Annotated in this window: 15 protein-coding genes; all 15 read right to left on the bottom strand. The window is 65.2% G+C overall.

Annotated features, from left to right (window positions below):
- Positions 1-1,491 carry a monovalent cation/H+ antiporter subunit D family protein gene (locus DV733_RS16825; protein WP_049993124.1) on the bottom strand — a complete coding sequence of 497 codons (1,491 nt, stop codon included), beginning with the start codon at positions 1,489-1,491 and terminating at the stop codon, positions 1-3.
- On the bottom strand, positions 1,484-1,846 hold the full coding sequence (locus DV733_RS16820; RefSeq protein ID WP_049993123.1) for a cation:proton antiporter subunit C: 363 nt from the start codon (positions 1,844-1,846) through the stop codon (positions 1,484-1,486). Before DV733_RS16820 ends, DV733_RS16825 begins: the two co-directional genes overlap by 8 nt.
- Complete coding sequence (locus DV733_RS16815; protein ID WP_049993122.1) at positions 1,843-2,337, bottom strand: Na(+)/H(+) antiporter subunit B; 495 nt, start codon at positions 2,335-2,337, stop codon at positions 1,843-1,845. The genes DV733_RS16820 and DV733_RS16815 overlap by 4 nt, the downstream gene beginning before the upstream one ends.
- Positions 2,334-2,870 carry a DUF4040 domain-containing protein gene (locus DV733_RS16810; protein WP_049993121.1) on the bottom strand — a complete coding sequence of 179 codons (537 nt, stop codon included), beginning with the start codon at positions 2,868-2,870 and terminating at the stop codon, positions 2,334-2,336. Before DV733_RS16810 ends, DV733_RS16815 begins: the two co-directional genes overlap by 4 nt.
- Before the next feature lie 31 nt (positions 2,871-2,901).
- The gene (mnhG, locus tag DV733_RS16805) at positions 2,902-3,219 is read right to left on the bottom strand and encodes a monovalent cation/H(+) antiporter subunit G (RefSeq protein ID WP_049993120.1); all 318 of its coding nucleotides are present in this window, start codon (positions 3,217-3,219) and stop codon (positions 2,902-2,904) included.
- Complete coding sequence (locus DV733_RS16800; protein WP_049993119.1) at positions 3,216-3,491, bottom strand: cation:proton antiporter; 276 nt, start codon at positions 3,489-3,491, stop codon at positions 3,216-3,218. The genes mnhG and DV733_RS16800 overlap by 4 nt, the downstream gene beginning before the upstream one ends.
- A complete protein-coding gene (locus DV733_RS16795) occupies positions 3,484-4,575 on the bottom strand; it encodes a monovalent cation/H+ antiporter subunit E (protein ID WP_079979382.1) in 1,092 nt (363 codons plus the stop codon). Before DV733_RS16795 ends, DV733_RS16800 begins: the two co-directional genes overlap by 8 nt.
- Positions 4,576-4,724: 149 nt before the next feature.
- Complete coding sequence (gene coaBC / locus DV733_RS16790) at positions 4,725-5,885, bottom strand: bifunctional phosphopantothenoylcysteine decarboxylase/phosphopantothenate--cysteine ligase CoaBC (RefSeq protein ID WP_049993118.1); 1,161 nt, start codon at positions 5,883-5,885, stop codon at positions 4,725-4,727.
- Between the two features lie 51 nt (positions 5,886-5,936).
- Entirely contained in the window at positions 5,937-6,788 is an 852-nt protein-coding gene (locus DV733_RS16785) for an aldo/keto reductase (RefSeq protein ID WP_049993117.1), read from the bottom strand.
- A 62-nt stretch (positions 6,789-6,850) separates the two neighbouring features.
- The gene (locus DV733_RS16780) at positions 6,851-7,444 is read right to left on the bottom strand and encodes a DNA-3-methyladenine glycosylase family protein (RefSeq protein ID WP_049993116.1); all 594 of its coding nucleotides are present in this window, start codon (positions 7,442-7,444) and stop codon (positions 6,851-6,853) included.
- The gene (cysE, locus tag DV733_RS16775) at positions 7,444-8,097 is read right to left on the bottom strand and encodes a serine O-acetyltransferase (protein WP_079979381.1); all 654 of its coding nucleotides are present in this window, start codon (positions 8,095-8,097) and stop codon (positions 7,444-7,446) included. The genes DV733_RS16780 and cysE overlap by 1 nt, the downstream gene beginning before the upstream one ends.
- Positions 8,098-8,290: 193 nt before the next feature.
- Positions 8,291-10,543 carry an amino acid permease gene (locus tag DV733_RS16770; protein ID WP_049993115.1) on the bottom strand — a complete coding sequence of 751 codons (2,253 nt, stop codon included), beginning with the start codon at positions 10,541-10,543 and terminating at the stop codon, positions 8,291-8,293.
- Positions 10,536-10,985 (bottom strand): universal stress protein, encoded by a 450-nt coding sequence (locus DV733_RS16765; protein WP_049993114.1) that lies wholly within the window; start codon positions 10,983-10,985, stop codon positions 10,536-10,538. Before DV733_RS16765 ends, DV733_RS16770 begins: the two co-directional genes overlap by 8 nt.
- Before the next feature lie 213 nt (positions 10,986-11,198).
- Entirely contained in the window at positions 11,199-12,026 is an 828-nt protein-coding gene (locus DV733_RS16760; protein WP_202594267.1) for a phosphatase PAP2 family protein, read from the bottom strand.
- 145 nt (positions 12,027-12,171) lie between these two features.
- Entirely contained in the window at positions 12,172-12,681 is a 510-nt protein-coding gene (locus DV733_RS16755; RefSeq protein WP_049993112.1) for a FlaD/FlaE family flagellar protein, read from the bottom strand.
- Positions 12,682-12,912 lie beyond the last annotated feature (231 nt).

The following is a 12,912-nucleotide window of genomic DNA, read 5'->3' as shown; positions in this document are numbered from 1 at the left end:
TTAGAGTAGTTGTGGAAGCGTCTCGGTCAACGTCGGTTCGTAGATCGGTACGGCGGCCGCCAGTGCGACCGTGAGCACCGCAGCGGCGACGACGACGGCCTTCATGCCGAACGAGACCTCACCGCTGCCGTCGGCCAGCGGCTGTTCGGACTCGGTCGCCGTTTCGATCGGTTCGCCCTCGGCGAAGTACAGGCGCTCGATCAGGCGGGCGAAGTACGCCAGCGTCAACAGCGTTGAGGCCAGCACGACGGCGACGACGGGCCAGATCTCGGCCTCGACCGCTCCGATCACGATGTACCACTTGCCGACGAAGCCGACCGCCGGCGGAACGCCGACCATCGCGACTGCCAGCACGGCGAACCCGCCCGCGCCCAGCGGCACGCGGCTGCCGAGGCCGGCGTATTCGGAGACGGTGGTCGCGCCGGTCTTCCGGCGGACGATCCCGGTCGCGGCGAACAGGCCGCCCTTCATGATCGCGTGGCCGATCAGGTGGACGGTCGCCCCGACGACCGCCAGCGGCGTCGCGATGGCGAAGCCGGCGACGACCAGCCCGAACTGCGACACGGACGAGTAGGCGAGCATCCGTTGCACGTCGGACTGGGAGACGGCGAGTGCGCTCCCGGCGACGATCGAGATCGACGCGACCGCCAGGAGGCCCCACTGAGCGAGTTGGACCTCCGCGAGGAACTCGACGGTAAAGACCGACAGGAGCAGTCGAGCCAGCGCGTAGGCCGAGACCGTCGAGACGAGTGCGGAGATGAGCGCGCTCACCGTATCAGGGGAGCGCGAGTAGGCGTCGGGCTGCCAGGTGTGGACCGGGAACAGCGCGACCTTGACCGCGAGCCCGCCGACGATCAGGCCGAAGGCCGTCACGATCAATGTCGAGTCATAGCCCGCCATTTCGGGGATCTTCTCGGCCAGATCCTCCATGTTCAGCGTCCCGGTCGCCGCGAGCAGGTAGCCCACGCCCAGCAGGTACAGCGACGCGCCGATCGTCCCCAGCAGGAGGTACTTGAGCGCGGCGACAGCCGAACTCCCCTTCCGACCCGTCGCGACCAGTCCGTAGGCCGCTAGTCCTGTGATCTCGAGGAAGACGTAAAGGTTGAACACGTCGCCGGTAACGGTCATCCCCGTCAGACCTGCGACGAGCAGCAGGTACTGCGCGTAGAAGGCGTTCGAGCGCGGCTGTGCTTTCCGGGCGTACGCCAGCAATCCGAACGACGTGACGCCGACGAGTGCGACCACGACCGCCGACAGCCCGTCGACGTAGAGTTCGATCCCGTAGGGGGCCTCGAACCCGGCCAGCACCGTCGAGACGACGCCCTCGGTGTGGACGTGGACGAGCAGCCAGCCCGCGAGCCCGGTGTGGACGGCGAGCCCGAGCACGGCGATCGGCCAACCGGCACGGTCGGTCACGATGCTCGCGACGATCGGCAGCGACGCCGCGACGATCGGGACGACGACCAGCAGGACTGGCGCGTGTTCAATCATGGTCCAGCTCCTTGATCGTCGTTTCGTTGAGCGTACCGTACTCCGCGTAGATCCGGATGACCAGCGCCAGCGCGACCGCAGTCAGCGCGACCCCGACGACGATGGCCGTCAGGATCAGGACGTGCGGCAGCGGGCTGACGTGCTGGCCGACCTCGGACCCCTTGTCGACGATCGGCGCCGAGGCCCCGTCGACGTAGGCCAGCGAGATGAAAAACAGGAAGATCCCGGTCTGGAAGATGTTCATCCCGATGACCTTCTTGACGAGGTTCTCGCTCTCGACGAGCATGTACAGGCCGATCCCGAGCAACAGCATCGTGGCGTAGTAGTTGTACCGCGTGAGTAGTAGGTCGATCACGACTCATCACCTTCTGGTTCGTCCATCGCGTGGCCGAAGCCGGCCGCGAGCAGGAAGAACAGGCCGACGGCGATCGAGGCGACGATCGCACCGATCCCGAGTTCGACCAGTTCCATCCCGTACTTGCTGGCTTTCTTGATGGGGTACAGCGGGTACTCGAGGAAGACGCCGCCGAGCGCGATCGACCCGAGCCCCACGGCGACGAACGTCAGCACGCCGAGCGCGCCGAGCAGTGCGATCAGCCGGGCGTCCACCCAGTCGCGCGTGGCGTCGATCCCGTAGGCAAATGCCAGCATCATCACGACCGCGCCGGCGACGACCCCACCCTGGAAGCCGCCCCCGGGTGTGTCCGCACCGTGGAACATGATGAACAGCCCGAACGTGAGGACGAACGGCGCGACGACCCGCACCGTCGTCATGATGACCGTGCTCTCGACGTAGAGTCCCGGTGTCTCCCGTCGCTCGCGGCTCTGATCCTCGTCGGCGCTCATGCGAACACCTCCCGCCTGAGGACGCCCAGTGCCACCGCGCCCGCTGCGAAGACGACGACCGCCTCACCCAGCGTGTCGAATCCGCGGTAGGCCGCCAGTACGGCCGTCACAGCGTTGTGGACCTGCGTCTCGGGGTAGGCGTTAACGATGTAGTATTCTGTGACTACGCCAGTCGAGACCGGCGCGGAACTGCCGATCTCCGGCAGCGCCGGTACGGTCGCGGCCATCACGAGGACGAACGCCCCGACGCCGAGCGCCGTGCGGAGGCGGATCGACTCGAAGAACTGCTCGTGGCTGGGTCGGACCGTGTTCGACAGCGCCAGCAGGAACAGGATCGTCATGATCCCGGCCCCGACGGCGGCCTCGGTCAGCCCGACATCCGGTGCCTGCAGGACGACCCAGATGACCGAGACGCCGAGGCTGTACGCCGCGAAGGCGATCACCGACGCCAGCACGTCCTTCATGACGGCCGCACCGAGCGCACAGCCCAGCACGAACGCTAACAGGACGCCCTCGATCACAGTCGCCGTCATCGGTACACCTCCGGACTGGCTGTCGCTCGCGTCATTCGTCTCCCTCCGAGTCGCGTGTCCACGGCTCGATTCCCTGATCCTCGGCGGACCGCGTGACCGCGTGGGCGGCCGTCGGGCTGGTCAGGAACAGGAACAACAACAACAGCAATGCCTTGATCGTCGCGATGCCCGACTGCAGCGCGATGGCGACCGCCGCAAGCGATAGCACCGACCCGAGCGTGTCGCTCTTGGAGGCCGCGTGCGAGCGAGTGTAGACGTCGGGCAGCCGAACGAGGCCGACCGCTGTCACGAACCCGAAGAATACACCGCCGGCCGCCAGCACGACCGCGAGCCACTCCAGCGGCGTCACAGGACCTCACCCCGTTCGACCGAGAACTTCGAGAACGCGATGGCTAGCAGGAAGTTCAGCAGGCCATACACGAGGGCGATGTCGAGGTAGACCGGCTCGTCGAGCACCGCCGCAAGTAGCGCGATCACGATGACAGTGTTGGTCCCGACGACGCTGGTCGCGATGACGCGGTCCGGCGCTGTGGGCCCGGCGTAGACTCGATAGAGGCCGACGATCGCGAAGACGACGAACGCCGCGGCTGCACCGAGCAACAGTGTCGCGAGCTCAACCACCGGCCTGCACCTCCGTCTCGGGTTCGGCCGCCGCGTCTGGATCAGTCGGCGTCACCTCGTCGGTGTAATCGTCACGCTCGCGCGGCGACGGGATTCGCGCGCCGCTGCGGCCGTAGAAGACGAATCGGACTGCGCGTTCGAGCCCGCCAGCGGAGAGATCGTCTCGCGAGGACCCCGTCAGCGAGTGGACGAGAAACGTCCGCTGGGTAACCGTCACGGTGAGCGTCCCGGGCGTGAGCGTGATACTGTTGGCCAGCGTCGTGATCGGGACGTCGCCCCACAGCGCCGCTCGGAGTTCGACCATCTTCGGGTCGATCGGCAGCGACGGGTGGAGGATGACGTACGCCATCGCGACGTTGGCCTTGGCGATCTCCCATAGCAAGTAGAACGCGTACAGCGGCAGCCGGACGAGCTGGCGGAGTGCCCGTGTGAACGACGGATTCCGCCGGAACGCGACCGGCGTCAGAAAGATCGACACCACTCCGGCGGTGATCGCACCGGTGACCAGATCGAACAGCACCAGCGAGCCGATCGAGAGATAGAAACCGAAGGAGACGGCGAAGATCGCGAGGTACTTCGGGAGCGAGGCTGCGCGGGCGAGCACGGGCTGTCTGGCTTCTCGCTCGACCGACGCTTGCTCGACGTCGAGGTCACTCGCACGCAAACGCGATTCGATCGGTGCGAGCAGGGGTATCGTCCCCTCCGGGTTGTACTCCGGATCCATGACGACTCGGTCGAGGTCGTGATTCGAGGCGTATTCGAGCAGGACGTTGGCGTAGTCGTCGGGACTGAACAGGTACTGATCCTGTCCGACGATGGCCGTCTCGACGGTCACGTCGGCAGGGATCTCCTCACCGAAGTCCTCGGTGAGCCACGCGTCGATCAACTCTCTGAGGCGCTCGTGGTCCTCGCCGGACTCCTCGGAAGTCGCGCCCATGACCGAGATCGACACGAAGTGTAGTTCGACCGCCTGACCGTCTTCGAGGGCCTCGCTGGCCCGTCGAACGACGTACGCGACGGTCTCACGGATCGTCACGGAGTCGCCGACGGGCACCAGCAGCCGATGTGCGGTTGGGTGTGTCACGATCGATATTTCAGAACTGTATCTCCGGTTTTCGCGCTATACGACTGTTATATGGGGCAAATGGCGACGCGTGGATAACTATTACGGGATGGACTGGCCGCCCGTGTCGAAATAGATGGGCGCTCGGCGTATGTCGGCAGTATATGCCGCTATCCGAGGGTCATAGCTAGCTTCTCTGCGACGGCGCTACCGAGGGCCGTCTTCTCGCCGCAGACTTCCAGTGGATCACCTGAGCCGTCGACCAGCAGCGCGCGCGTCTCTGTTTCACCCATCACGCTGGCGTCGTTGGCGACGACGAACGCGAGTTCCACGCGCTCGCGAAGAGTCCGCGCCTGTTCGATCATCGCCGCGTCGTCACCCGACGTCTCTGCCTTGAATCCGACGATCGGTAACTCGGGACGGTCCGCACGGATCGTATCGATCAGCTTCGGGACGCGTTGGAGTTCGAGCGTCAGCGATTCCTGACCGGACCGGATCTTCTCTTCGGCTGTATCGACGGTGTAGTCGCTGATCGCCGCCGCAGAGACGAGCGCGTCGGCCCCCGCGACGGCGTCTTCGACGGCTTCCAGCATCCCCGCGGCGCTCTCTACGTACGCGACATCTGCATAGGGCACGTCCGGCCCGTCGTGGACGAGCGTCACGTCTGCCCCGCGAATGTGACAGGCACGAGCGACTTCCCGCCCGGTCGTGCCCGAGGCGCGATTGGAGAGCGTCCGGATCGGGTCGATCGACTCGGTGGTCGCGCCGCTGGTGACGACGACGTGCTCGCCGGCGAGTGACTGCTCCGTGACAGCGCGTGCGACTCCGGTGGCGATGGCCTCGTCGGTGGCGATCTTGGCCTTGCCCTCTTCGATCCGCGGATCGACGAACCCGACGCCCCAGGATTCGAGCGTCTCGATCGATTCGATCACGCCGGGGTGGTCGTACATCGGCTCGTGCATCGCTGGTGCGACGACGACGGGGACGTCAGCGCCCAGTGCCGTCGTCGCGCAGGTCGTGACGGGCGTGTCGTCGATCGCCGCAGCCATCTTCCCGACGCTATTGGCCGTCGCGGGCGCGATCAGGAAGACGTCGGCCCAGCCGTCGACGCCACACAACTCGACGTGCTCGACCGCGCCGGTGAGATCGGTCACGACGTCGTGCTCGGTGGCGAACTCGACGGCCCACGGGTGGACGATGTTCGTCGACGACTCGGACATGACGGCCCGGACGGTCGCACCCTCCCGGCGGAGTTCGTGGACGAACTCCACGACTCGCACGGCGGCGATCGACCCTGTCACCCCGAGCGCGACGTTGACTCCCTGAAGCATTCACTCCGAGTTCGAGGGGGCAGCCTATCAAATCTCCGCCCCGGAGCGAGCTTACAGATCGGACAGCCGCCCCAGTTCGTCGTCGGTCAACTCGATCGACGCCGCTTCGACGTTCTCTTTGAGATGGCCGACACTCGACGTCCCCGGAATCGGTAGCGTGACCGGCGAGTGCTGGAGCAGCCACGCCAGCGCGATCTGCTGGCGCGTGGCGTCATGGGTTGCGGCGACATCGTCGATGACCGCACCTGTCTCGCCCAGGTCACCTGCCGCGAGCGGGAACCACGGGATGAAGCCGATATCGTACTCCTCACAGGCCTGGAGGACGTCCTCGTCCTCGCGGTTCGCGATGTTGTACTGATTCTGGACCGTGGCCACGTCGACGATGTCGCGAGCCGTCTCTAACTGCTCGACGGAGACGTTGCTCAGGCCGACGTGGCGGATCAATCCCTCGTCTTGCATCTCCGCGAGCGCGTGCACGGAGTCCTCGAAGGGCGTCTCGGGATCCGGCCGGTGGAACTGATAGAGGTCGATCGTCTCGACACCGAGTCGGTCCCGGCTGGCGAGGACTGCGTTGCGGAGGTAGTCCGGGTCCCCGCGGGGCTTCCAGTCGCCGTCGGTGTTCCGGAGGAGGCCGCCCTTGGTCGCGACGACGAGGTCCTCGGGGTAGGGCGCGAGCGCTTCGCGGATGAGTCGCTCGCTGACGCCCGGACCGTACGAGTCGGCGGTGTCGATGAAGTCCACGCCTGCGGCGATGGTCTCGTGGAGGACCTGCCGGGCGTTCTCCTCGTCGTCGGGCCGGCCGATGATGTCCTCGCCGGTGATCCGCATCGCGCCGTAGCCGAGGCGGTGGATGGTCGTCTCGCCGTCCAGTTCGAAGGTGTCGCTCCGGTTGCGGAGGCTCATGGATTAGACGACGGGCGTCACCCTGAAGTCAGTTCGCCCCCACTATATCGGGTCTCGACCCGTCAGCTCTCGGTCGCCCGCCAGAGGTACAGACTCGCGTAGCTCCGGTAGGGTTTCCACCGCTCGGAACGCTCCCGCATGACCGCCCGATCCTCGACGGCCAGATCATCGAACAGTCGCGCCATCCTCGTCCTGATACCGAGGTCGCCGACCGGGAAGACGTCCGGCCGCCCCAGCGAAAACAGCAGTTGCATATCCGCGGTCCAGGGCCCGACACCGGGGATCTCGGTCAGTTCGGCACGGACGGCGTCGTCGTCCATCCCCTCGAAATAGGCGCGCGAGTACCCCTCCTCGATGAAGGCCTCGGCGACGTTTCGGACGTAGCGGGTCTTCTGTCGCGAGAGCCCCGCGTCCCGGAGCACTTGCTTGTCTGCCGCGAGAATCCCGTTCGGCGTCACCTCGACTGACTCGAACAGCCGTTCGCGGGTGGCCGCGGCCGATTCCATCGACACCTGCTGACGCAGGATCGAGACGACGAACCGCTGGAAGAAGTCCTCTGCCGGTTCCACTTCGACGGGACCGTGGCGTTCGACCAGCGGCCCGAGATACTCGTCGCTCCGGAGCGCGGCGTGTGGCGAGTCGGTGACGGTCGTCATCAGTCGAGACCAGTGTCGTCGTCACAGTAGTTCGCGCCGAGCAGCGCGTCGCCGCTGCCGGCGGACGACTCTGCGTCTGTGTCCGCCACCGAACCATCGCCCTCGGTCACGGCGGCGGCCCCTTCTTCGAGGGGCACGTCCTCGCGGTCGATCACGCGAGCAGGGTTGCCGACGACAGTCGCGTCTGCGGGGACGTCTTCGACGACGACTGCGCCGGCCCCGACGGTCGCGCCCTCGCCGATCGTCACGTCGCCGATCAGCGTCGCGTTCGCGCCGATCGTCACGCCGTCTTCCAGCGTCGGGTGGCGCTTCTCGCGACGCATGGAGTTTCCGCCGAGGGTAACGCCATGGTACATCAGGACGTCGTCACCGATCTCCGACGTTTCGCCGATCACGGTCCCCATGCCGTGGTCGATGAAGAACCGCCGGCCGACGGTCGCGGCGGGGTGGATCTCGACGCCGGTCAGCCAGCGGGTGAGGTGGGAAAGAAGGCGGGCTGTCAGGCCGAACCCGTGGTCGTGGAGGGTGTGTGCGACGCGGTACAACCAGATAGCGTGCAGGCCGGGGTAGGTGAGGAGGACTTCGAAGGAACTGACCGCTGCCGGGTCTTTCGCGCGGGCAGTCCGGACGTCCTCGCGGATACGATCGAACATTGGTGGATTGCGTAGTGTCCTCGGAGTCGATACAGGCGAGTGGAGAAGTTATCGACAGCGACAGCCTGATCCGCGAGCGCGTGGCTGGCTGTCAGTTCCGGGGCGGACTGCGACGGGACGCAGATCCTGCATGTCACGTGGGTATGGGAGGCACGACCAAAAATCACCTGATTGGCAGGGAGGGCGATCAGTCCTAGCCGAACAGCCGCTGCCACAACGAGCGCTTTCGCGCCTGCTCGGCCAGCAACACGGAACACTCGACGTCGGCGGCGACGTCCAGCACGAGCGATCCCGAGACGAGTCGTTCGAGCAGGCCGCGTTCGGTCGCGCCGATGACGACCATCGTCGACTCGCGGGCCGCGTCCTCGATCGCCTGTTCGACGTCACCTGTCGCCGCACGCAACTCGGCGTCGTCGAGACCGTGTTCGTCGGCCCACAGTTCGAGGAAGTCCTGTGCCTCCGCTTCGGTGTCACCGACGTGGAGGAGCGTGATCTCGGAGTCGTACTCCGCTGCCAGAACCTTGGCTATCTCGGCGCTCAGATCCGAGTCGGGACCGCCTGCGGTCGGGAGCAGGATCTTCGATGGATCGAAGCCACGATCTTTGAGCACGAGGAAGTCACAGGGGATGTCCTGCATGACCTCGTCCATCGCGCTCTCGGCGCGGCCGGGCGACCCGTGCGAATCTTCACCCCACCCCATCACGACGAGGTCGGCCGCGTGATCCCGGGCCGCGTCGAAGATCTCTTCGAAGGACTCGTGGGAGATGATCGTACTCGTTTCGAGATCGACCCCGAACGTCTCTGCGTCCTCGCGAGCGCGCTGGAGGAGATTCCCCGACTCCGCGTCGAGGTCGTCGATATGATCGGCCCCGTACTGCAGGGAGGTCTGGTCCGGGACGGTGACGACGTGGATCGCCTCGACAGTCCCGTTTCGCTGCTTGGCGATCGCACTCGCGAGCGTGATCAGGTCCGTCTCGTGTTCGGGGTTGGCCAGCGGGACCATCACCTTGTACTCTCCACCGTCGGGTTGGACCGACGCTGCCGCCGAGACGGCTGGTTCGGGCATCTCCTCGGAGCGGTCGAGGATGTATTCGCTGAGAATGCCCTGTTTGGTCGTCCGGGTGCGAGCGTAGAAGACGTACCAGAGGACTGCCCCACCGACGATCAGACTCCCGAACGCGACGACGAGCGGATCGATGTAGTAGATCAGCGCGAACGACGTGATCGCTCCTATAATCGGTGTGATCGGATACAGCGGCACCCGGAAATCAGGCTTGTATTCGGCGGGATCTGCGACCCGCATCACGATCAGTGCGATGTTGAGCAGCCCGTAGATGACCAGATGGAGGAAACTCGCCGTCCCCGACAGCGTGAGGATGGCGTCCCCGCCGATCAGGTCGGACCCCAGAATGAAGGCGAGGATCAATCCGCCCGTGATCGCGATGGACTTGTACGGCGTCGCGAACCGCGGGTGGACCTCGTTGAGGTCCGGCGAGACGATCTCGTCCCGGCCCATCGCGAAGTTGATCCGCGAGGAGGCCAGGATCGAGGCATTGGCCGACGAGGCAGTCGCCAGCAACCCACCGAACAGCATCGCGACCGCCCCGACCGGCCCCATCAGGATGTCGGCGACCTCGACGACGGCGATATCGTCGCCGCCGATGCCCGCGATGAATCCGGGCTCGACGGCCCCGCTCATCACGAACAGCACCAGGGCGTAGATCCCGGTCACGAGGACGACGCTCCCGATGACGGCGCGCGGGAGGTTCTTCCCCGGTTCTTTGATCTCCTCGGCGACGCTCGTGATCTGGACGAACCCGAGATACGAGACGAAAATGAATCCCGTGGCCGTGAGCATGTTGGGCAGACCTTCGTTCGCGGGCAGATTCGAGATATCGGCCTGGAGGCCCCCGATGAACGTGAAGACTGCCAGGATCGCCACCAGGATGATGACGATGACGTTCTGGAGCGCACCGGTCTCCTTGGCACCGACGTAGTTGACGCCGACGAAGAAGGCTGCGCCGACGAGCCCGATGATCGTGGCGACGTTCAGAGAGACGGGGCCGAGGCTGATCGCCCCGGAGACGCCGATGATCAACTGGATGTACTCGCCGAAGCCGACCATGTAGAAGGCCGAGGCAAAGGCCAGCCCGAGCCAGTTGGCCCAGCCGGCGATCGAGCCGAACAGCGGCCCGAGCGCGTGGTTGACGTAGAAGTACGCGCCGCCGGATTTGGGCATGGCAGTCCCGAGTTCCGACGCCGAGAGCGCCGTCAGCAGTGCAATTGCCCCGCCGACGACGAACGCCGCGACCGCCAGCGACCCCGCGGTCTCGACGGCCGCGCCCGGCAACACGAAGATCCCGGCGCCGATCATCGTCCCGACGCCGATCGTCAGCGCCGCCAGCGGCCCGAGGTCTTTCGCGAGTTCTTCGTCCCCGCTACTCATCCTCGATTGCCTCCTCGTCGGTTGGTCCTTCCTGGGTCTGGTCGGGTAAGACGACCACTGGAAGGTCGGACTCGGTGACCAGCGAGAGCGCGACATCGCCCGTCAGCAGTCGAATCCAGCGGCTTCCGCCGCGTGGCGTGATGACGATACTGCTCGCGCCGACGTCGTGGGCGACATCGAAGATCGCCTCGGCGACGTCCGTGCCGTAGGTGATCTTCGTCTCGATGGGGCGCCCTAGTGCCTCCCGGAAGTCATCGAAAATCTCCTCGGCCTCCAGCTCACGCTGTTCCACGCCAGCCTTGTCGATGGCGCCGCCAGCCTTCTCGATCACGTGGACGGCGACGATATCACCGGCCTCGTGGCCCGCCAGCGCGGCTGCTGTCGCGCTCGCGTCCTCCCGGCTCGCGACCGGCACGAGGATCTTTTCGAACAGCTCAGCCATCGTCGTCCCTCCGCAGGCTCATTCGCATCGTAGAGAGAAGCGGGGCTGGTGAATGTCTCATACCCGAGAGAATTGACGCGACGACCTTAACTCTGGTCAGTCGTCCTCGGACTACTCGCAGACGAGACCGCTCACGAGCCGGCCGTCGACACAACGTCTCCCGGCTGGACTGGCTGCAGCAGAAACGTGCAGCCGTGCCGGCCGTCGACACTGCTAGTCGTCCGAGCGCGTCGAAGTCGCCCCATCGGTTTCGTGATCGAATGCGGACCGGTGTTCTCCGCCATCGATGGCGGAGACGATCCGATCGGCTCCGAGGACGCACACGACCGCCAGTACGACGCCCGCCACGACGTCCGTGAGCCAGTGAATCCCGAGGATCATCGTCGAGAGGACGACGCTGGTCGCGACGACCGACGCGATGGCGAGCCACCTGGAGTGTCGGTCGCGTGTCTGCCAGGCGAACAACAGGACGATAATCGACAGTGACGCATGTAGCGACGGGAACACGTTCGTATTTGCCGAGACTGCCTGCGTCAGGGTCTGCGTCTCGGGGAACAGGGCATACATCGACCCCTCTACGCGGGAACCGAGGTAAAGACGAGGTCCATAGGCCACAAAGAGGGTGTAGAACGTGATCCCGACGAGATAATTCAGGGAGTAGGCGACGAGCAGTTCCTTCAGGGGGCGCACCGTCGATGTGAGGAAGTACACGAGAATCGGGGCGATCAACAGGTACGTGAACCCGAACATGTAGAACCCCGAGAACACAGGGACGAGTACCTCGGGTGTCAGGTCCTGTACGTATGCGACGAACAGCCCTTCGATGGCGTATATCTCAGCCGTGATATCCCAGTTCAGTGCCCGCGAGAACTGGACGCTGGGCTCGTGGACGACGCCTTTGAACATGAGGACGGTCCCGATGACTGCGAGGTAGGGAAACACCTCGTATAGCGTCTCGTCGAGCGACGCGAACTCACGACGGAAACGCTTGCGGTCGATGCAGAGGGCACAGGTGGTCGCGAGACTCGAGAGGACCACCACACCGACGATAGCAATGACTGTAGCGAGGGACATTTTCGAGTACTATCAGTTCTGGAGACGCTTCGAATGAGAGATGTATAAGCTTTGGTTTCTCGACCGCCCGCCAACGGACGGCCGTCCTCGAGAATTCTCGCGAAAGCGCCGATCAGTGCATCGCAGCCAGTTTCGCGATGTAGACGAGACTGAGGAGGTGGTCGTCGACGTCGAGGGCGGCCGTGTCGGCCGCTCCGACGTCTTCGATTCCCAGCAGGTAGTCGCCCAGTGTCGAAGCGACGTCCTCGGTGATCCACTCGATCGACTCGTAGTAGGTCAGCGCTTCCTGAGCGCCGCGAAAGTCGCCGTGCAACAGCAGAAACTCCAGCCACTCGAAGATGAGAAACTCGGCGGCTTCGGTCTCGGGCAGCGCCGCGAGATACGGTTTCGACATCTCCTGACTCCCGGCTGTCAGTGGCATCAGCTCCCGGTACAGTCTGGCCCGAAACGCGTCTTCGCCCATCGAGGGGTCGCCGTCTTCGAGCGGCTCCCAGTCGAGATCGGGCTCGGGTTCCGGCTCCGGGACACTCTCTTCTTCGTCGGGAACGGCCCGCTTCGACCCCCGCTTGCGGGCCATCTTCCTGAGCTCGTCGAGGTCGTAATCCTTCGGATTGATCGTCATGCTGGTTATTACAGCAATATTGATTCTGCGAGGTGTTAAATCTTGTACCCGGGTCTGACGGTCGTCTGACGGGTGCAAGAGGGGAGAAGTTGTGTCGACGGCGGCTCGTGAGCGCGTTCATGCGCGAGTAGTCCAGCCGGGAGACGTTGTGTCGACGGCGGCTCGTGAGCAGTCTCGTCTGCGAGTAGTCCAGCCGGGAGATGTTGTGTCGACGGCCGGCACGGCTGCGCG

The sequence above is a fragment of the Halapricum salinum genome, from assembly GCF_004799665.1.
Classification (GTDB): Archaea; Halobacteriota; Halobacteria; order Halobacteriales; family Haloarculaceae; genus Halapricum; species Halapricum salinum.
This window is presented reverse-complemented; position numbering and strand designations above follow the sequence as displayed.